The sequence below is a fragment of the Sporosarcina sp. P32b genome (assembly GCF_002743335.1).
Taxonomy (GTDB): Bacteria; Bacillota; Bacilli; order Bacillales_A; family Planococcaceae; genus Sporosarcina.
Map to the genome: position 1 here is coordinate 56657 of NZ_PDZB01000007.1, position 21421 is coordinate 78077.

Here is a 21421-nt window from a genome sequence, read left to right on the forward strand (position 1 = left end):
AGTTCCCCCCTTAGTCTCAATTTAATGAATCCATTTTTGGCAATAAGCTCTCTATTTCATTATGAGGTCTCGGTATTACATGCACTGAAATTAGCTCGCCTACTCGTTGAGCTGCAGTAGCCCCTGATTCTGTCGCCGCTTTCACAGCTCCGACATCACCTCTTACTAGAATAGTTACAATCCCTCCACCCACATGGACTTTACCTACCACTTGCACATTTGCAGATTTCACCATTGCATCTGCAGCTTCTATAGATGCTACTAACCCTTTTGTTTCTATCATTCCTAAAGCTTCGCTACTCATATTGTATTCCTCCTATTTTTCATACATTATTTTTCAACAAACTAGTGATCGTCTCTTTCATCTGTCTCGCTATTACTTTTGATGCAATAAGTACACTTGCTTTTCCGGCAATTTCTCTCCCATGTTCAATTGCCAAGTGAACGGAGTCTACATCCCCTGCAATGACTATTGTATAATACGCTTGACTTACTTCTTCTGTTGAGATTACACGAATATTTGCTGTCTTCAGCATGGAATCTGCAATAAGGATAGAGTGGGCAACTCCATAGACTTCTATCATGCCTAATGCTTCATTCATTTTTCATCACGTTCCATTCGTAGGTGTGTCTACAATACCGATCACGATAGCATCAATTGGAATCTTTAAATCCATTTGAACAGCACCTGCAGGAGAACCTTGTGTAACTATCACTCTATCTCCTATCCCGGCACCTATACGATCCACCGCTATAATCGGCATCTCAGAAGATATATGTTTCTGATCTACGCCTGGTTGTATGACAAGGAAGGTTAAACCTGTTAATCCGTCCTCTTTACGGGTTGCCCAAATATTTTCTATGACAGTACCCAGTAACATTCCTGATCACCTGCCTTCGCTTCAAATCTGTTTCAAGAACTTACTCTTGGCAGTATGCCAGAAATTTCATTATGCGGTCTTGGTATTACATGAACAGAAAGTAATTCTCCTACTCTGCTTGCAGCTGCACTTCCTGATTCAGTGGCTGCTTTCACCGCTCCTACGTCACCTGTTACAAGAACAGTTACGATGCCACCACCGACATGTGTCTTACCAATAATTTGTACATTCGCTGCTTTGACCATTGCATCTGCTGCCTCTAACGCGGCTACCAAGCCTTTTGTTTCTATCATCCCTAATGCCCCATTGATTTCATTCATTCTAATTTCCTCCTTTTAATTACTTAGTGTATTGTTTGACAACTTGTTCTATCGTATTAGAAATCGATAACAGATTTGAATCAAGATCGTTTCTATTTATTTCTCTTATTACTTGATCCACAACTTCTTCAATGTTGATATTGGTTATCCTTTTAGAAGTACGTTCTGTAGGAGCTAGTTCTGAATGAGATGTTTTTGGAAGTATCACTTCATTAATTCCAAAAGCAATTCGCTTCGTATTATACAAATGACGTGCAGTAATATTATCTGATGAAATATTACCTCCATACGATCCGCAACCTAACGTTAAAGACGGCATAAGCGCTGTAGTCGCACCCGCCGCACCGATTGAAGCCATAGTATTAACTAAGACACGAGAAACAGGCATTGCAAGACCAAATCGTTCGGCAGCATCGTCATCTGATGTATGAATTGAACAACTATGTCCCTTGCCGATAAAGTTCAAAAGTTCTGTACAGATTAGATAGGCATCTTCTTCACTTTCGGCAGTGTATAGCGGGAAAATAGGTGCTAGCTTCTCAAGTGAGAATGGTATGCTTTTACCTATCTTGTCCTCTTCAGCAATTAATACTCTAGTACCCTTCGGCACACTAATATTGGCCATATTTGCTATCCACTCTGCTGATCTACCTACTATTTTGGCATTTAACTGCCCCTCTTTAGGCGCTATCACATTCCCTAATCGTTGCTTCTCCTCTAGATTCAAAAAATATGCACCGTGATTGCGTAATTCACGCATTGCTAGTTCTTTAATGTTCTTATGCACAACTATCGATTGTTCTGTAGAACACAGTGTCCCATTATCAAATGTTTTGCTATCCAAAACTAATTGAACAGCTTTCTTCACATTTGCTGACTTTTCAAAATATACAGGACCATTCCCGGGACCAACACCATACGCTGGCTTGCCCGAACTATAAGCCGCTTTCACTAGCCCACTACCACCCGTGGCAAGAATCAAGTCAATGGATGGATGTTGAATGAGAGCAGTAGTAGCCTCCATAGTTGGTTTTGAAATCCATCCAATAAGTCCTTCAGGCGCCCCCGCCAATATAGCTGCTTCCAAACAAATCTTTAATGCTTCTACTGTACAATAAGCAGCTGTAGGATGGGGACTGACTACGATAGCATTTCCTGCCTTTAGTGAAATCAAAGTCTTGAAAATCGCTGTAGACGTGGGATTCGTCGTCGGGCAAATGGCTGCAATAACTCCAAATGGATAGGCAACTTCGGTTAACTTCAGCTTTGAATCACGCTTGATCACACCTACTGTTTTCTCATCTTTAATGGACTCATATACACCCATAGATCCAAGTTCGTTTTTTATCTTCTTATGCTCTACTACACCCATACCGGTTTCTTCTACAGCAATCATTGCAAGATAGTCCGCCTTAGCAAAAGCAGCTTTAGCAATACTTTTAACTATTCGATCAATTTTTTCAGGTTGAAAATTACTAAACCTCTCCTGAGCTGATTTTGCTTTCTGCACAGCTTCCATCATCTCTACCGTTGCACTATACGAAGTATTGTATGATTTAATAGGAAACGCCCTCTCTACATCCGACGTAAATGTTTCAATTGAATTACGCTAAGTAATCGTTAGTATTGCGTATGAAATCTAACGTTGTCTGAATTTCTGTTAAGCGGTTGCCTCTTTGAATTCTTCTCAGAAATACTATTCCAATTTCGTAGATCCTTAGGTGTTAAGGGAGAGAGTACACTTTGTATCTCTCCTTTTTTTCCACTCGATCTTTGTATCGTTGTTGAAATATCATTCCAGCGTTTTATTTCCGAATCTGTTAATGAAGATGACGGCATTTCTTCTTTCCCCAACCGTTCCATAACTAATTTAGTGATTTCTGCAACAATATCTGTGTTCATTATTTTGCCTCCTCACTCGAAGAAAGTAATTCAGAGTAATTATGAATTAGTAAATCTGCTTCATGTAGATGTGTTACTTCACTTCCGGTGTAACTGACTATTCCTATAGTAAATTTCACTCCTGCGCTTTTTCCTAATTGAATATCCGCATTAGTATCACCAATCATAACGGAGTTTTCCAACTTCACTCCGTATCGATCGCGAGCGGCATATGCTAAATCTGGGAACGGCTTACTTCGGTCTACCAAATCGCTACCAATTACAAAGTTAAAGTACTTTGATATGTTCAACCTGTTCAATTGCTCATTCGCTTTATCTGTATCATCAGCAGTCAAAACCCCTAAATTATAACCTTTTACAGATAGATGATTGAGCAGCTCCTCAACGCCATCGACCAAGCGTAGAGACGCTGAATTATTTTGTCGCTCATTCGCATAATCGACACTATCTCTCGCATATAAAAGTGCGCTATCCCAAGACAATCCTTTTTGGTAGAGCAAGAATGCAATAACCGAAATACTTTCTTCTACACTTCCAATGGCAAGCGGACCTTTAGGATCAATCCCACCATCTTGTTTATTTACACCGACTAGATACTTGATCCCTTCAGCTTGATACGGATAGTTCGAAATAGAATCAGATAGATATCGGTCCACATCTTCTATCCACGGCAACCAAACAGAAGGCAGATCAATTAATGTACCATCTTTATCAAACAGAATAGTCTGCACGTCTTCTTGTAAAAGTTTCATCAAATACTCTCCTTAGCAACCTCAGGAATTAAGTGCACTTCACCTTCTTCTTTTTGCAAAAATTGTTCCTCAGGCGCATCTGCATTGATATTGTGCCGTGCCCATATGAAGTAATAAAGAATAGCTACTCCAAAAACTGCAATACTCACCCAGAAGAAAGTAAGATTTGCAAAGAAGCTTGCGAAAAGTGCTATACAGGCTAACACCATAGAAACAATCGGCATAAACGGATACATAGGTGATTTATACGGCCGATGCAAATTAGGTTCTTTTTTACGTAAGATAATAAGTGAAAGGTTAACTGAGATGTACGAGATCAATGCACCAAAAGTAGCAATTAAGATCAAGTCATCCGGATTAAAGAATGCGACTAAGACTAATCCAATAAAGCCTGGTAAAATTATTGCCATATAAGGTGTTCGACGTTTTGGATGTAGTTTTGAAAATACTGCTGGTAAATACCCCGCTCTTGACAAGGAAAATATCTGTCTAGAATAAGCAAGTATTACTCCTGAAAAACTAGCTATCAAACCAACCAAGCCAACAGAAGCAAGTAATTGAGCCAACCAATAGGTGCCTCCAAATGCTGCGGCAATCGCAGCAGGTAATGGATCTTCCGCTGTACTTAATTGATCGTAACCACTAAGACCAATCGCTACGGTTGTAGTTAACACAGATAAGATTATGAGTGTAAACATTCCCGACAAAATACCTTTTGGCATATCTTTTTTCGGGTCACGAGTTTCTTCTGAAAGCATCGGTAGCATTTCTATAGCTAGGAACAGCCACATTGCAAATGGTAAGGCTGCCCATATCCCTTTTATGCCACCTGGGATCATAGATTGACCTTCACTTCCAAATAAATTCTCGACTTTAATTTGAGGTAAGCCTACAAAATACATAAGCACTAAGAGGGCTAATGCTATAAACACCAGTACCGCTTCAAGTCTAGCGTATTCTTTTACGCCTAGGATATGGATAGCCATGAAGAACACATACATAACCGCAGCCGAAACAATTGGATTAACAGTTGGAAATAGAAAGTTAATGTATGCACCAATACCAATAGCTACGACCGGTGCAGCAATAACATATTGCAACATGACTCCTATGCCTGTAACAAAACCTACAAACGGGCCCATGGCACGTCTAGCAAATGAATACGGTCCACCAGCAAAAGGTAAAGCCGTCGATAACTCGGAAATGCCGAATGACATAAATGCGTACATGACACCCATTATGGCTACAGCTATTAACATACCTACATATCCCGAAGAACTTAATCCAAAGTTCCAACCAAAGAAGTTACCCGATATAACGATACCAACACCTATAACCCATAAGTTAAAAGGGGTGAGTGTTCTCTTTAATTCTAAATTTTTCTTATCACTCATAATATTCTCCTTTTAAAGATGTATTTTTCTGTTTTATCTGCGGCTGTAAAATATTTTTCAATATTCAAACTTCTCTAGGTATGAAATAGCCAAGTCATCGGTTTCAACTGAATATTCAGCTCCGAGTTCTTCGGCAGTCTCATTATCGCGGGAACCAATCCAAGCTATGAGTTGCAATCTTCTCATCATAATAAACGTTGGAATTTCTTTTTCTTCTTTCGGAGATAGCGAACGCACTTCCCTATATCCTTCAAGCCAAGCTTCTATCAGTTTAGGGACGTAGGAACGATGTTCAATAAATGATAAGGACGTAGCCAAATCATATAAGTACCAGCCAAATCCACTGTCATCAAAGTCGATCACCTGCACAACTTTTTTGTCATTGTCTATTAGTAGATTGGCATGTCGCAAATCCGCATGAATTAAACCAAAGGATTCAGGATCCTTACCAAAGGCCTCCAAACGAGATTTAATCGTTTGTGAAACACGTGTTAAAAGTTGCTCACGTTCTGGAGTAATGCCCCTACCATCTTCCCATCTTCCCCATTTAGGTTGTTCACCCAACAAATTATCATAATCCCAAATAGGACGTTTAATCTCTTCAAACTTTGCATAATTAGAAATAGAATGTCGATGAAACTGCGCTGTAGTTCTTCCGATTTCTCTAAATATGCGTATTAGTTTTTCTTCATTATCAACATCCGGTGTTTCACCCTCAAGAAAGGTAAATAGCACACAATGATAATTCCGACTATCTCCTTCCAATGTAACCGTTTGCAAAAACTCGTTGTTTGAACCTAGAATAGGCTTTGAAACCATAATAGTCGTATGTTCATCAATAGATTGTAACCACTTGACTTCACTTTCGATTTCCACTTTCTTATGATAGTCAGGTCGGCAAACACGTAAGATGAACTTTTCATCGGTTTTTGGATTTTCCACAAGGTAAGTAGCATTTTCAGAGTAATCCAGGAGCTTGACTGAAAAGTCGTCTAGCCCCTCATACATATCCTTCGCTTTATGCGACACCTGATTAAAGAATTCAATAGAACGATCCCATGTATTCGCACTCGTATTACTCATCTTTAAAATCCCCCTTTCTATTTATCACTACATTTTCCGTACAGCTTGACCAATACTCGTTTCCACACGATTCAGCAAATCATCACAATACTGCTGATCTAACAATAGCCCAGGCTTAAATTGTAAAACCTTTGTATCTAGCATTGAATAAATGGCCCATACCCCATTGTCATACAAGGATCGCATAATATCTTTAGCACCATCATTTTTTTCGAACTCCAAGCCAAGAATGACACCTTTTTGACGTATCCCTGTGAATTGATCTGAATATTGGTTTTTGATTCTCTCTAAACCTGAACGTATATATCGTGATGTATACTCTACATTCTCTATCGTTTCAGGGCGCTGAGAAATTTCTAATACCTTCATCGCCACTACACAGCCTAGTTCCGATCCACCAAATGTAGATATGTGTGCGAATCCATCTTCATTCATCCATTGACCTACTTTATCGCTGACGATAGTAGCTGCAATGGGATATATTCCGCCACTCAGACCTTTGGCAGTTACCAAAATGTCAGGTTTGATATTATGATGCTCAAAGCCCCACAGTTTGCCAGTACGTAAAAGTCCTGTTTGCACTTCATCTGCAACATATAAACTGCCATACTTCTCGCATAAACGTTTTGTCCCTTCAAGATAACCAGGATCAGGTAAAGGGAAACCATATGTAGCTGGTATCGTCTCAATAATCACACACGCTACATCTTCTTGAGAAAGGGCTCTTTCCATTTCATCTAAATCATTGAATAAAACGTTGACTACTTCATCAGGGCTTCCTTCACTCAAAAACAATTTAGAATAGCGTTCATTTCCTAAAGAAACTGCTATCCCTGTGTGACCATGATAGGCGTATTTAAGCGAGACTACTTTTCTTCTTTTCGTTGCGTAACGCGCACTCTTAATAGCTACATCTATAGCCTCTCCACCGCCACTAGAAAATATGGAGTAACGAAGATTGTCTGGCGTACACTTATCAAACTGCTCTGCTAACTGCGCACGTGCGGTCGAAGGGAAATGGTGATTTCCGATATCAAAATGATCCATCGCTTCTTTTAATGATGAGATGATCTCCTGATTTCGATGTCCCAGATTATACGTTCCACCATTTAAATGAAGGTCCATCAACTTTTTTCCTTCCATATCATATAGAAAATAATCTTCACGTTTGCCTATTACTAAGTCGACGCCATCCGTTTGCCACTGTTTCGTCTTACCAGGATTCCAATATTGAATAGATTTATCTAAAACTGCTGATTTGCTCATGTTATATTCCATTATTTCTATCTCCACCTTTACTTAGAAATTAATTTATACAATCCATAAACGATATTTCAACACGTATTTCATTGAGATATACTTTCATTTTAATTTTCAGTTTTCCAAATTAGCTATGATTAACCCAATTCCATTTTCCTCTAATACATTATTCCATTCATTAGAACACCTTTTATCTGTAACAATCATGGATATATCCTTTAATGAACAAATATGAGCAAATGTTGTCCTTCCAAACTTTGAGTGATCGGCAAGTATTATAGTTTCATCTGCCCGTTTCATCATTTGTCTCGAACTACTCGCTCCCTGCAAATCATAATCAGACATGCCTTCATTAATAGATAACCCTCCTGCTGCTACAAAAGCTTTATTAGCTTTTAATTGATTGAGAATAGAAGTAGATAAAGGACCACTTGTGAATTTTTGATTTGCTTCATACTCACCTCCAACAAAGATTACTTTTCCCTGAAAATGTTCCATAGTAGCTAACAATACCGGTACTGACGGTGTAATGATGGTGATATTTTTTTTACTAATTAAGTTAGGGATAATCCCTACTGTTGTAGTACCATGTCCAATAATCACACTATCTCCATCTTCAACTAATTCTGCCGCCGCTTTACATATAGCACTTTTTTCAAAGCTTAGAATATCTGCTTTCAAATCAAATGGTAGCTCTACTGAAGACTTTTCTTTAACCGCACCGCCATACACCTTCTTTAAAATTCCTTCTTTTTCGAGACGATCTAAATCTCTTCGAATTGTTTCTCCAGATACTTGAAACTCACTTGCTAGCTCAGGTACATATACTTTTTCATCTCGTTCTAATACTTCTAAAATCACTTTTTTTCTATCTTCAAATGATAATGACATAATTCAATCCCCTATCCTGTTTATGTATGTAGCACCTCACATTCACAGTATAATAGACTCCTTCACTAGAATCGAATGAAAGCTTTCAATATTTGTGGAATAACTTTGATTCTTGTGGATTCACAAAATAATATCATCATCATTCCAAATAGTCAATAGAAAATTCAGAATTAATAAAAATAGTAATTTCACTATTTAAAAACGGTTCAATAAATTGTTTTCTTTCTTTTCCAAAACTAATTAGATCATAATAGTATCAGTGATTTTACAACTACAGTATTAATTACTGTATGTTGTACTTACCTAATACATACATTCATAGAATTCTTAACAATATTTTAATTACTCATATGCCTATATTAAATTCAGAAAATTGTAACATTGACTAATTATCTAGCTAATGATAGTATATTTGGAATCCACAAATTACAGCAATATATTGTGGATTCAACAATATAGTTAAACCTTTTATTTACACTTCTATATGTAAGAAATTTTCATTCAATTTTAGGAGGATGATAGAATGAGGAAACAATTTGAAGGAAAAACGGTCGTAGTGACAGGTGGAAGTAAGGGGATTGGCAAAGGTATCGCAAAAGTCTTTTCTGAGAAAGGGGCAAACGTTGCCATTATCTCTCGCGATTTAACACAAGGTCAAGAAACCGCAAATGCATTACAACATAACAATAATAATGTTAACGCTTACACATCTGATGTAACCTCTTTACAATCCTTAGAGAAAACGGCTCAAACTATTTTTAATGATTTCGGTGGTATTGATATTGTTTGTGCAAATGCAGGGATTTTCCCATCTGCTACTATAGATGAAATGACAGAAGAACAATGGGATCACGTGCAAAACATAAACTCCAAAGGTACCTTCTTCACAGTAAAAGCATTTATGCCCTATGTAAAAAAAGCTGAATATGGACGTTTCATATTAACTTCTTCCATAACCGGACCTATAACTGGATACTCGGGATGGGCACATTACGGAGCGAGTAAAGCAGCACAACTAGGTTTTATGAGGACAGCTGCACTCGAATTAGCCACTGATCACGTTACAATTAATGCCGTCTCACCAGGCAATATCCTCACTGAAGGTTTGGATGGACTAGGAGATGAGTATTTACATGCCATGGCAGCTGCAATACCTTTTAAACGCTTAGGGATTGTAGACGACATAGGACATGCAGCTGCCTTCTTCGCTTCTAAGGAGGCAAACTTCATTACCGGACAAACACTCGTAGTAGATGGCGGTCAAATATTACCTGAGAGTATTGAATGACTTGCATGAGGATCTAGTACCACACAAAAAACGGCTATTCAGGAATACCACCATTCCCAAATAGCCGTACTTTCTATTCAACGTCCCAACGCTTCATTTAAAATTTCATCGCGACGTTCTTTCTTCCCCGCTTCATATTCATCTTTAAAGCTTTTTGAGTATACGTTACTGTATCCATTAGCCGCCAAATCTTTTTCCAAAGACTCTATTATTCCATTAAACATGAAATCCGTCTTGGCTTCAAAGGTGTCCGCTATCCCCATATATTTACTATACATATAGGCATAACTGAAACTCTTGCCCGCTACTTTTTTTATACTGTGTTCATCTTTCACACGGTCAATCACGGAATGGTGCTTGGCATACATTTGACTATAGAAACTTATAATGACCGGTTCGTATTTCTTTTTAATTTCGGCAACTGTTACTTTAGCAGTCGGCATCGGGTTGTTTGCATCCGCATTCGGAGACTCGTCTTCAAATGTCGATAGCGATGAGGGCCTATCCACACTACTGTTCCCCGCAACTTCTCCAGCTGCAGTAGCACTCGATAATCCAGTATCATCAAAACTAAAAGTAGTCTCGTCTTCTGACTGTTCTCCTTCCCGCTTATCTTCTTCTATTACAGGATGTACTTTAATTAGTTTGTCCCCTTTACCATCTTTATGGTCTAACAATAGCTTTGTGCCTTTAGGCAATACCACATCGTACGGATCTTCTAAAATCTCCTCTATCCGATCATCTGCCACATCATACTCTTTGAATTGAAATATATAAAGAAGATAGCCGCCACTGGCGACAATAAGTGCCATTACTACAGATGATAGAATAAATAATCTCTTCTTCATAAAGAACTCCTTCACTTAATAGGTTTTCTATAAGTTTATCAGATTGCTTACTAGATAGGGAATAGCAATTGGTACATTACGGAACTATTTTTGAGTATAGTTAGGCGACTGGATGCCCTTGCTATAACTTTGAGTAAAGTCCCTTGTTTGTCGTCCACTTAAATAATAATAAAAATGTCTACCAGCGCATTGTATCGCTGGTAGACACCTATTAGCACAAAACAAGTAAAGCATAATAAAGAAACTTATCCACCATACTCCCGAATCATTTCAGTTGTCTTTGCCTTTTCTTCATCCGGCACTAACAAATACCAAATGTCATCAATCACTTTGTTCTCACCTGTTATTTGATACGTGGATATATCACGTCGTACATTTTTATAATTTTTATATAATGTTTGAATTTCGTCAAACTCCAAGTTCGTTACTACGTTTTTCCCAAGTATACCAATTAATTTATTAATTTTAGTGACGGACTTGACATTGACTCCTTTGTCAATAACGGCTTGGATCACTTTTCTCTGTCTTTCATTACGACCTACGTCGCCTTCTGGATCGTTTTTACGCATACGTACATACGAGAGAGCTTCTTTACCGTTCAGCGTGACCTCACCCTCTTTAAAGGTTCGTCCACCTTCAGTAAACTCAAAATTATTATGAATCGTAATACCGTCAACCGCATCTACTAAATCCTCTAACCCTTCCATATTCACTCGCACATAATAATCCAAGTCAATATCCAAAAACTTTTCAACCGTATCAACAGACATTTCACTGCCGCCAAATGCGTACGCATGATTGATCTTATCCTTTACACCTTTTCCAACAATTTCCGTCAACGTATCACGAGGAATACTTACCATTTGCGCTCTAGAATTATCTGCATCTAATGTCATGACAATCATCGTATCCGAACGGCCCTTGTCTCCCTTTCGCTCGTCGACACCCATTAACAAGACGTTTATAGAATCACGCTTCGCGACTTTTTCTTTTGTCACTTCTGTATCAATTGCCTTAACGGGTTCATGAGTATCTTTATTTACGGTAGATTTAACAGAGCCGTACACAGTGAATAAATAAATTCCACCAGCAGCTACGAGAATTACGATCGTTATGAGTGTAACCCACAACCACTTCAATTTACTTTTTTTCTTTCTTGCCAATCCATTCAACCCCTAATTCCCTATATTCTACAGAGTATGTATTCTACAAATTTATAGTATGTATGACACAATCTATTATACTTTATAATATCATACTACTTTTTGTCCTGCGAAGTTTATTTTGATAGTGTAACCGCTGAAGAAATACAGCCGCCACAATAGTAATGGCAACTGTACATATTTATTTGCGTAGGGAACAGGCACCTTCTATCAATAAGCACGAGTAACCCACAGTTTCTCCCAATCCTTATATTCACTATTTCCTTGTCCAGCATCATAATCAATTGTCACTTTATTTAAATCGATCCACCTAATCATCTGATCACCATCAAAATAAAATCGTTGTTCTTTATCGCCCTCATATTGGAAAATGAAAAACACTTCTCCATCTCCATTATAGTAGTACTCGACAGTACCTTCAGATGAACGATCTATTGTTTTCCGTATAACTCCATCGCTATCACTATAATTTGTCATGGTAGTTGAAAACACTGCTTCATCCATCGAAGATATATGATCATTAATCCAATGATACTCTTTTCTAATATCTAAGATGATAGGTTCTATCTCGCCTGGATGGATTATCGGTTCTTCTTCCATCGTCTTCGAAGCACTAGAATGGATAGATTGATTAAAAGCGATAATTTTATAGATAGGTTGGCCCTTTTCCGCTTTTGAATAAAAAATCAACGTGGAATCTTCAGTGCCATACGATATATAGTACGAACTATCTTCCTGACCACTATCTACAGACAATTGATCACTTTTCTCCTCCAGTACGGCACGGACATCTTCAAGATCTGCTGTAGATTTCGAATCCAAGTGTAGAAGGGCTGAATGGATACGATGATAGCCAGGTACACGACTGTAGGTAGCATCCTCATAATCCATGCGATCTTCACCTTCCCTTACATACTCCACATTAGCTGCTCCAAGCATGTCTAGTAGTTCTTCCCTCGTACTACCTAGATGATATACCGAAAGCATATCGCCATTTCTCATATTCTCAAGTATATCTACTTCTTGATAAAGCAGAGTAGCGGTCGACTTATCACGTATAACATCATTCGGCTCTTCTTTTTCGTCTTTGACTACAGGAGCGGCCACTGTTTCAAGCGGTGGTTCATCTTTGTTCATGCCGAATACAAAGTATACAGCTGTTAAAATGACAATTGCACTACCAACAAATATGAACGTGTACGGTCGCTTTTTTGTTTTACTGGAAGCATTCTCCGTAGTTCTATCCATTTGAGATGAAACACTCGATAATTTAGTTCCACAGTTTTTACAAAAAGCTTCACCGCTTGCAATAGTTCCGCAGTTTTCACAATGTACCATAGCCACTTTCCTTTCTTCTTACCTCTGCATATATATACCTAATTAAAGCATATACCTTTATAAATAAGAAGTAGTAATACGGAAAGATTAAAGGAATTCCTGAATTTAACTGAATTAGTAATTTATCGTTTCCCTCTCGCATCTAATTATAGTTATATAAGACTCAGGTCCTCTAAAGTTTCCACTTATCAATTATTTGTACCTACTAATGAATATTTCATGTATAATTCATAGGACCAATACAAAGGAGTGAATCATATGAAGTTTTGTACCGAATGCGGCCAAAAGAGCGATGAAACGTCCACATTCTGCGAAAACTGCGGCACACCGTTTGGCGACGAAAAGAATTCTTCTAGTTCGACAGCCACCAACCTACATAGTACATCTATCCAACCCGTCCAACTACCAGCAAAGAAAATGAGTAAAAAGCAAAAGATTGGCGGAACGATCGCAGGCTTAGCTATCCTTCTACTTATTGTCGCTCACTTGATTTTGAGCAGTGTATATGACCCTGTAAAGAAAGTACAGGCGATGAATGAAGCGTATAACAGCCAAGATAAACCTGCCTTGCTCGAGCAATTTGCTCTTAAAAAAGGAGCCGTCGCAAGTCCTGAAAACTTCTACTCTATTGTAAATAACTACGGTTGGACAGATTTACGCAACCAGCTGATGATCGAAGCAGAACACGTCAAAACTAAGCAGCCAACCGATCTCATTTATCATCATGGCGAATTCATCTCGGTCAATCCCAAACCTAAAGTATTCGGTTTATATCAAGATGCTGAATTTAGGATCATACCTACTGAAGTTTCAATTGAAGTCCCCTATAAAAACATCAAACTGACATTTGACGAGCAAGAGGTCACTAGTCAGCAAGATGATGAAATCATTGTTATAGGAGACTATCTTCCTGGGGAATATACATGGTCTTATGAGTACCCCGATGGACCAGTACCTCTTTCAGGCAGTAGCACATATGACTTGAATGGACACGAAGAAAGTAAACAGCTAATTACTCCAGACTGGAACTTCACAGCAATAGAATTATCTTCAGATATCGAGGATGCGATTGTTTATATCAATGATCAATCGACTAAGAAGACAATTGCCGAGTTACAAAAAATCCATCCAGTACAACTTGATCCTACTCTCAAGATTCATGCAGTATTTACAGACAAAGAAGGGAAAGCTCATACATCTGAGACAGTAGCTGGGGATAGCACAAGTATATACTTGCCTTTTCAGTATGTAGAACAACAACAAGAGCTTAAGAATAATGAGGAAACCGTTAAAAATATATACAAGAATTTCCGTGATGATTATGCCAATAGTATCTATTATGCCGACTTCGATTACATACAAAACTATTTTAAAGACGGTACTAAAATCAAACAAGACTATGCCAAGTTCGTCTATGATCATCGGAATATACCAGGATATAAATACGACTTTCTATTAAATGACATTACGGCTTTCAAGACTATTTCTGAATCGAAGTTCGAACTCCACTCTCTTGAAACGTTTGATTTTGTGTCGGATAAAGAACGAAAGGTTTTCTATGAGCGGAAGAAGAAATATACCATCTCCAAAATAGGCGATGACTATTATATTGATGGGATAGAAGATTTAGATACTAAAAAGACGATCTATTAATGAAAAGAGGTTTTCACAATGAAAAGTTGTACAGTATGCAACAACACACAAGCTGGCGGGAATTTCTGCGGTAAATGTGGCGGTCCATTGGAATCAGAAGTAGCAGCAACGAACACCCCAATGACACCCAACTCTTTTACACAGCCTACTCATACAAATATTCAACAGCCTTCTTCTACAGAAGTAACTGTACAAAGTAACGAGCAACTGGATCAATTGAAAGAGCATTCCAAAGCCTATTTCACATACTTTGTCCAGCAACTAAAATCACCATCTACTAATGCACATGAAGTATCCAACCAAAAAAATCATCTAACTAGCCTAATCGTATACATGGTCTTAACTGCCATCTCGGTTTACTCATTATTGAATAGCACCATTGGAGCAAGCGCCTTCAGCATCGTAACTCCTTCATTTTTCCAAATATTATTATACAGTATCATCTTTTTAGCCATATTGATTGCTGTCAGTTTAGTATCCATATATGTTACATCGAAACTGTTCTCTGATACACTAACGTTTAAAAACATTCTCAGTAAAATCGGCAGCTATTTTGCATTACCTATCACTTTATCAGCCGTAGGTATTTTGCTAAGTATCGTAGGATCTAACCTGATTGCAAGCTTCAGTGTGTATATAGGAATTTGTCTAGCTGTCGGCCTGACCCCATTATATGTCATGATCAAACAACTACAAATCAAGACTAAAGGAATCGATGGTTTTTACGCGTTTCTATTCTATTTGATCGTGACGGCTATTATAGGAGCGATCATCGGTGTATTCATCATGGATTCTACCATTGGAGATATGTTAGATTATATTTAATTGCAACTACAAAATGATTTTGTTTTTTCGTTCACTATACGTAAAAAATCTTCTATCCGGATGACTGGATAGAAGATTTTTTTGTTAGTTATTATAAGCTAGTTAGATTAGTGAATTCTATCTAGCTTCCCAAACTATGAATTAACTCCATTACCATTTGAATAGTGTTGTATTTGTATGCCTCTTGTATCTACTATTCATTAGTAGATACATTATATTTCTATATAGGAATAATATGCAATCTGTGATATATTAGTATTAGGATCTTTAGCCTACCCAATTAAGGGGAGTAAAGGATAAATTAAATTCATCAAAACAAATGAACATTTGATTTACCTATGTTCACCAAAAGTAACACCTATATAAGTATGGATGCTAATCTCACGATAATATGTATAGTAATAAGCATATTTAATATTATCTGAATTAATGATAGGCCCATACTCTTATGAAGCAGATGGTGACAGTAATGATAACACTCATGTGTAAAGGAGATGCTTGTAACTACGTAATAATTGCTTATAATGCAACTCAAAAAACTGCATCAATGTAAATCTTTACAGTAATTATTTTCACTTGAATTATTTGCAGTAGCAAACTTAAAATGAGGAGTGTGTAGTGCAAGATAGAAGTACATAGTGTTGCAACGGGCACCCCTTATCAAATCAGTGAACTAATCCAACAACATGAATTGTTCGATATTTTCCAGTAAAACAGGATCTCAGAAAGAAGGAATATAATATGGTGATTACATTAAAAAATGACGCAGGACTTACAAAGTCCGTGAAAGTTGGATTTAGCTGGACCACTTTCTTCTTTGGCTTCTTTCCCGCCCTATTCAGAGGCGATCTTAAATGGGCAGCTATCATGTTCATCCTAGCTCTGGCAGCAGGCTCATTTACGCTCGGATTGGGAGCTTGGATTCCTGGACTGGTCTTTTCTTTTATCTACAATAAGATTTACATCAAAGATCTGATTGAACGAGGCTACCGCCCAACAGACGAGCATGCAGAGTCTGCTTTACGTGAGAATCAAATTATTACTGTTTGATACATTAAACAGCCCACCTGTTTCTTAAATGAAACGGGTGGGTTGTTTTATACTAAGAACATAAGTATGAGTGTATAATTTACTAATAAATTCTGTTTGTAAAATATTCTATATGTGAATATAATTGCCTTGGTACCTGGTACCCTTTTGATTCAACTTTATCTCTCGCAAGCAATACCATCTTTATCACGATCTAAGCTCTTATGCGAATTATAGACACTAGCTGCAATAGCCGGCTTTAACTTTGTCTTCCCGCCTTTATTCTTCACGGTAGCGTTCATTGCAACGCCACCCGGATATGATTTATTCAACTGCGTACAATTCTTAAACTTCGCTGCTGCCGCTTCAGTTGATTGGACTGGTAGTAACACGATACTGCATGCTAGTAGTGCGGGTAAAACTTTCTTCGATAACTTGATCATCACTCATTCTCCTCTTTTACCACTCTAATTTTTACAACTGTACGGATCAATCACCAGCTCCGGTTACGAACCTTTATAGTAACTACAGTTACTATTCCACAATTATTTAACTGGTAGGAACTGGCTATTCTAATAATACCAAGATACTAGATAATAGTGTAGAACTTTTTTTAAAAAACTCTCTACAAGCGTATGAACTTATATAGTTTCTCATTGATTTGGATACTCCTGTTAGTCTAATTAAGTGAGGTCCCCTACTAAAGCGCTAAAGGACTATTGCACCTTTCATTAAATATCTAAACTATTAGACTAATACGAGAACAACAAACTAGGAGAAGAGGAATGCTTAATGAAAACAATGAAAAGAAATTGGATGATGATTATTGCGTTTGCCATAATTATTAGTGGTATCGGAGGTTTTGCTTCACCTAAGGAAACAGAAGCATCTTGGCTTTTCAAAAACAGAAGTGGTAATTTTACTAATTACCTAGAAACACAAAATTATCAAGGAAGTTATGGTAGTAAAGCAAAAAGTTTCACTGTAATGCAAGGGTCAATTACAGCGAATAGTACAGCGAGTGGGTCATTCATGCTATACGTACAGAAGAGACCATACGGTAGTAAGAACTGGCAGACCATTAGAACAGTTATAGCAAATAAAAACGGGACAACTCGTTTTGAATCCCCTAAATTCTCACCAAAGGATGGTTACAGATTCAAAATGGTGAACCTTGGAGTAAAAAATAAAGTAAATTACAAACTGCAATGGATTCCATGGGCTTCTGAATATAAATAGTCAGCTAGAAGTAATTAAATGTCCTAAAGTCTTGGCATAAGGTATTCCTGTCATCAATTATCTACAATCCAAGACTTAATGAATCCCTATACTAGTAAAAAGGATCAACCAAATTATTAAAATGGTTGATCCTTTTCTCATGAAAAATACTAGATGCCATTGAATCCATAATTGTTTTATATCCAGGCAGATTTCACTAGTTTTCGAAATATAAGCATTACATCACGAACAATTTTTTCTATTTCGTTGAGTGAAAATTGTGTGGACCTGGTACCTTTTTGAAAATACATGTATCCTTTTCAAGAAAACCCTCTATATGAAGTATAAGAAGTACAAATTGAGTACTCCAACTACACTGATCTCTAGGGGGACAACGATATGAAATTATTAAAAAACGAAGAACCGATTCCACTATTACCTTCACTCGCAATGAAAGTCGGATTAAACGCTGCGCTATTCCTACAACAACTTCACTACCGCTTGAACATTTCATAAACATTCGCGAGGACCACAAATGGGTATACAACACATATGACGACTGGATTGAAGAATTTCCGTTTTGGTCACTCAACACAATCAAGCGCATTACCTACGACTTAGAACAAAAAGGATACCTGACCTCCACTTCGAAGCACAACAAGATGAAAATCGACAACACAACATGGTTTCGAATCGACTATGAAAAGCTACCCTCTTCCTATAAGTAAAGTGAGATACCAGCTGACCCAATAGTGGACGCGACACCATCCCAACATGAGACGACTGTCAACCCACAATCAGACGCTGTGCCACCTCACAGTGAGACAGTGGCATATCCCACTATGGGACGGCCTATAACCAAAGAACTTAAGAACATAAAGAATAAACCCATAGTCGAGAAGAAACTCGACGTCGCACATTCTGGGAACAGTACCTAAACGACAAAACCGGAAAACAGTTTAAGCCCCAATCCGCGGCTACTCGTAAATTCATCAACGGTCGTATAAAAGAAGGTTACACGCAAGAAGATTTCATGCTTGTCATTGATCTAAAGACCAAGCAGTGGTTGGACCATCATGAACTCAGCGCATTCCTGCGGCCATCGACTTTGTTTAACGCAACGAACTTTAAAAATTATGTTAATGAACTAGTCACATCAACGAAACCGAAAAGACGACCACTCGGTGCACTTGTGCTTGATTTCAGCAGAGGTGACGTGTAAGCAATAAATAGTGAGTATCCTTAGTTTTAATTGAATTGTGATGAATAGAAACATTGAACTCTCGTATAATTCCGATAACTCACTTTCCGAATAAACAACTGATACTAGTTCATCATCATACACAACGAATGCAATGTTAATCTATATTTCTCATAGGGATGTAAGGTGCACAGATACCAGCTTATCTGATACGATAAAGTTATAAATGGAGGGAGATCGAATGAAGTGTGAAATATGCAGTACTAACACTGTGCGCGTGCGATTCGGCAATCAGTCACTCTGTATGGATTGCTATAATGCAGTGATGGCGGCAGAGTTCGGAATAGAACTTCCTGAACTGTCCAAAACGTTTGTTGCAAATGACGCGAATGGAGTAAAACGTATTTTCGAAGTGGAGCGGCAGATCATGGGAACAGCGATTTTGCTGGTAGCACGTGAACGATGGGAGCTAGGATACGAATTTGCCGTGGATGGGGAACTGGATGTCGATCAGCATATACTGTTCAAACAACTGATAGAAAAAACAACTCGTGGTCTGTCGGAGACGTATCTGGAAAAGGGTAAATTTCCATCGGGTGAACCTTATACATATGTAAAGCAACACCACCTAAAAGGCGTACTTACCTTTGATTCAGCCAATCCCGAAGCACCACTTGTCATCATCGACGGTAAGCCGTATACCTGGAATGAGGTAGGCCATCTCTTACAAGCTTTTGAAGGATTTCAAGTGAAGATGGTGATGAAGGACTTGGCGGATGATTTAGAGTGAATGGTGAAACTTATATTTAGTGATGCATTTTATTTAGACCCCTATGCAATAAACCAGACGAGTAAGCCAGATAAAAAAGGAGTCCTCCGAATGATTTCTCAAGCATCAAAAGACTCTTTTCTTTTACACACTTCAATTGTCGGAATTATGTGAGGCAAAAGCACCCTTCACTAATTCCTGTTCAATTGGATGCTATTATAAGGACCACGATTTACAGTAGCCAAGGTTTTTTTCCACATGACTTCTCTTTGCATAATATCTGCCCCATCATCAAGTAATTCCAATACTAAGAATTCGATTGCATTATACCCATTTTCAAGGACAAACAAGTTTAAATGATGGGCATTCCCATTAGATGTTAAGTGCTTCATCCAACGCCCTAAGATTCCGCCACCGCCGTAAGCACTCCCTACATATCTACTTGCTCCATCCTTAGAACGCTGAAGGTACACCCCACCTTTAGACAATTCTTCTTTCAAAACATTTTCTTCCGAGTTGTCTTCAAAAATTGCAATGATCTGACTCCAGTCAAGAGGTCGACCAAGAACCGTTGCATCTGTCACATCGATGTCTTTCAGTACAAGCCCCTCAAACTGAGAAATCTTTGCAACATCACTAGTTGTCTTACAAACTTTCACAATTTCTTCCTCTAGCAATATCTCTTTTATCATTTTAGCCAATGCGACATAATCATTAGTTTTATAATCAATTTTACGATTCGTACTATTTTTAGCCCCAGGTACTTCCATTAAACGTTCTTTTAAGATTGGATTTAATTTACTACCATGATAAATTCGAAATTCAAAGACATTTACGTCGCCCCATAACTCAAAAGCCCTAATTCTATATAAATTAAATTGAACACGGTAAGCCACATGTGGGTTAGGGAAACTCGTTCTATCATTTTCTTCTTTCACTTCAAATAATTGACTTAATCCACTTTCCTCCAATATTCTCTTCAACTGATTCAGCATATTCATCCTCCTCTTTTAACTAATACAGATAGGTGTAAAATTTACATGTTGACTCCTGCACTGATTATATCATCATATTCTAAACGTGCTCTCCAATTTTTAAGCACTAATGGTAAGTTTGTATAATTACTTTTGCATGCTTCTTTGTTTAGGTACCTGGTACCCTCTTTTGATAATTAGTGAATCAGAGCGTTCTTGGCATGATTATTTTATGATGTACAGGTATGCGATCTCTATAAAATCAAAAGAATCGATACGACTGAATTATTACTATTTGACTACAATCGAAAGTAGTGATAAAGTTTCAAGATATACGATGATGAATAGGGGCAGTCAAATAGCAAATTGGGTATACATATAGGTAACTATAGAAAAATATACAGCACATCAGGAAAAGAACAATTTCTCTTAAGTCGATAAATGAGTCTAGGTTATATACTTGGTTATATACTTGGGGTGAAAACCCTCTGATGAAGTTATTACTCGATACCTTTGGCAGCTTAGTATTGAGATTAATAAATTAGCGAAACTAGAAATTATGCTAGGTGGAGAGAGAACAGAATAAACCGCACAAATTTTTGAGTGTTTTCAAGAAATACGCTGTTGGGATA

22 protein-coding genes and 1 pseudogene are annotated in these 21421 nt (G+C 37.8%); 7 read left to right on the forward strand and 16 right to left on the reverse strand.

Annotated features, from left to right (window positions below):
- Positions 1-16 precede the first annotated feature (16 nt).
- The 11 genes from CSV64_RS07190 to CSV64_RS07240 form a co-directional block, all read right to left on the reverse strand.
- On the reverse strand, positions 17-304 hold the full coding sequence (locus CSV64_RS07190) for a BMC domain-containing protein (RefSeq protein WP_099634069.1): 288 nt from the start codon (positions 302-304) through the stop codon (positions 17-19).
- Positions 305-323: 19 nt separating this feature from the next.
- On the reverse strand, positions 324-602 hold the full coding sequence (locus CSV64_RS07195) for a BMC domain-containing protein (protein WP_099634070.1): 279 nt from the start codon (positions 600-602) through the stop codon (positions 324-326).
- A gap of 6 nt (positions 603-608) precedes the next feature.
- On the reverse strand, positions 609-881 hold the full coding sequence (locus CSV64_RS07200) for a EutN/CcmL family microcompartment protein (protein WP_099634071.1): 273 nt from the start codon (positions 879-881) through the stop codon (positions 609-611).
- Positions 882-913: 32 nt separating this feature from the next.
- Positions 914-1201, reverse strand: a complete 288-nt coding sequence (locus CSV64_RS07205; protein WP_099634072.1) for a BMC domain-containing protein — start codon at positions 1199-1201, stop codon at positions 914-916.
- A gap of 19 nt (positions 1202-1220) precedes the next feature.
- Complete coding sequence (locus CSV64_RS07210) at positions 1221-2762, reverse strand: aldehyde dehydrogenase family protein (RefSeq protein WP_255397627.1); 1542 nt, start codon at positions 2760-2762, stop codon at positions 1221-1223.
- Between the two features lie 59 nt (positions 2763-2821).
- Positions 2822-3103: a hypothetical protein gene (locus CSV64_RS07215; protein ID WP_099634074.1), complete on the reverse strand. Its 282-nt coding sequence runs from the start codon at positions 3101-3103 to the stop codon at positions 2822-2824.
- Positions 3103-3855: an HAD family hydrolase gene (locus CSV64_RS07220; protein WP_099634075.1), complete on the reverse strand. Its 753-nt coding sequence runs from the start codon at positions 3853-3855 to the stop codon at positions 3103-3105. Before CSV64_RS07220 ends, CSV64_RS07215 begins: the two co-directional genes overlap by 1 nt.
- Positions 3855-5249 carry an ethanolamine permease gene (gene eat, locus CSV64_RS07225; protein ID WP_099634076.1) on the reverse strand — a complete coding sequence of 465 codons (1395 nt, stop codon included), beginning with the start codon at positions 5247-5249 and terminating at the stop codon, positions 3855-3857. Before eat ends, CSV64_RS07220 begins: the two co-directional genes overlap by 1 nt.
- Positions 5250-5306: 57 nt before the next feature.
- Positions 5307-6332 (reverse strand): phosphotransferase enzyme family protein, encoded by a 1026-nt coding sequence (locus CSV64_RS07230; protein ID WP_099634077.1) that lies wholly within the window; start codon positions 6330-6332, stop codon positions 5307-5309.
- A gap of 27 nt (positions 6333-6359) precedes the next feature.
- The gene (locus CSV64_RS07235; RefSeq protein ID WP_099634078.1) at positions 6360-7610 is read right to left on the reverse strand and encodes a class-III pyridoxal-phosphate-dependent aminotransferase; all 1251 of its coding nucleotides are present in this window, start codon (positions 7608-7610) and stop codon (positions 6360-6362) included.
- Positions 7611-7706: 96 nt separating this feature from the next.
- Positions 7707-8483, reverse strand: coding sequence for a DeoR/GlpR family DNA-binding transcription regulator (locus CSV64_RS07240; protein ID WP_099634079.1), 777 nt, complete (start codon positions 8481-8483; stop codon positions 7707-7709).
- Between the two features lie 523 nt (positions 8484-9006).
- Between CSV64_RS07240 and fabG the strand changes: the two genes are divergently transcribed.
- Complete coding sequence (gene fabG, locus CSV64_RS07245) at positions 9007-9771, forward strand: 3-oxoacyl-ACP reductase FabG (protein WP_099634080.1); 765 nt, start codon at positions 9007-9009, stop codon at positions 9769-9771.
- Positions 9772-9848: 77 nt separating this feature from the next.
- Here fabG and CSV64_RS07250 read toward each other — a convergent pair whose 3' ends face one another.
- The 3 genes from CSV64_RS07250 to CSV64_RS07260 all read right to left on the reverse strand — a co-directional run bounded on the left by CSV64_RS07250 (position 9849) and on the right by CSV64_RS07260 (position 13120).
- Entirely contained in the window at positions 9849-10619 is a 771-nt protein-coding gene (locus tag CSV64_RS07250; RefSeq protein WP_099634081.1) for a hypothetical protein, read from the reverse strand.
- A 245-nt stretch (positions 10620-10864) separates the two neighbouring features.
- A complete protein-coding gene (locus tag CSV64_RS07255) occupies positions 10865-11782 on the reverse strand; it encodes an LCP family glycopolymer transferase (RefSeq protein ID WP_369823510.1) in 918 nt (305 codons plus the stop codon).
- A 210-nt stretch (positions 11783-11992) separates the two neighbouring features.
- Positions 11993-13120: a hypothetical protein gene (locus CSV64_RS07260; RefSeq protein ID WP_099634083.1), complete on the reverse strand. Its 1128-nt coding sequence runs from the start codon at positions 13118-13120 to the stop codon at positions 11993-11995.
- A gap of 258 nt (positions 13121-13378) precedes the next feature.
- Here CSV64_RS07260 and CSV64_RS07265 point away from each other — a divergent pair, with 258 nt between their 5' ends.
- From CSV64_RS07265 to CSV64_RS07275, 3 genes are all read left to right on the forward strand, one after another.
- Positions 13379-14773, forward strand: coding sequence for a TcaA 3rd/4th domain-containing protein (locus tag CSV64_RS07265; protein WP_099634084.1), 1395 nt, complete (start codon positions 13379-13381; stop codon positions 14771-14773).
- 18 nt (positions 14774-14791) lie between these two features.
- The gene (locus CSV64_RS07270) at positions 14792-15598 is read left to right on the forward strand and encodes a DUF6574 domain-containing protein (RefSeq protein WP_099634085.1); all 807 of its coding nucleotides are present in this window, start codon (positions 14792-14794) and stop codon (positions 15596-15598) included.
- Positions 15599-16339: 741 nt separating this feature from the next.
- The gene (locus CSV64_RS07275) at positions 16340-16648 is read left to right on the forward strand and encodes a hypothetical protein (RefSeq protein WP_099634086.1); all 309 of its coding nucleotides are present in this window, start codon (positions 16340-16342) and stop codon (positions 16646-16648) included.
- Between the two features lie 158 nt (positions 16649-16806).
- Here the strand turns inward: CSV64_RS07275 and CSV64_RS07280 are convergent, their stop codons facing one another.
- Entirely contained in the window at positions 16807-17070 is a 264-nt protein-coding gene (locus CSV64_RS07280) for an excalibur calcium-binding domain-containing protein (protein WP_099634087.1), read from the reverse strand.
- 349 nt (positions 17071-17419) lie between these two features.
- Here CSV64_RS07280 and CSV64_RS07285 point away from each other — a divergent pair, with 349 nt between their 5' ends.
- From CSV64_RS07285 to CSV64_RS07295, 3 genes and pseudogenes are all read left to right on the forward strand, one after another.
- Complete coding sequence (locus tag CSV64_RS07285) at positions 17420-17866, forward strand: hypothetical protein (RefSeq protein ID WP_099634088.1); 447 nt, start codon at positions 17420-17422, stop codon at positions 17864-17866.
- A 919-nt stretch (positions 17867-18785) separates the two neighbouring features.
- Positions 18786-19067 (forward strand): annotated as a pseudogene (locus CSV64_RS16635) (conserved phage C-terminal domain-containing protein); the annotation flags it as partial.
- A gap of 220 nt (positions 19068-19287) precedes the next feature.
- Entirely contained in the window at positions 19288-19836 is a 549-nt protein-coding gene (locus CSV64_RS07295; RefSeq protein ID WP_099634090.1) for a DUF7713 domain-containing protein, read from the forward strand.
- Positions 19837-20006: 170 nt separating this feature from the next.
- Here CSV64_RS07295 and CSV64_RS07300 read toward each other — a convergent pair whose 3' ends face one another.
- Positions 20007-20810 (reverse strand): GIY-YIG nuclease family protein, encoded by an 804-nt coding sequence (locus tag CSV64_RS07300; RefSeq protein ID WP_158233016.1) that lies wholly within the window; start codon positions 20808-20810, stop codon positions 20007-20009.
- Positions 20811-21421: the final 611 nt, after the last annotated feature.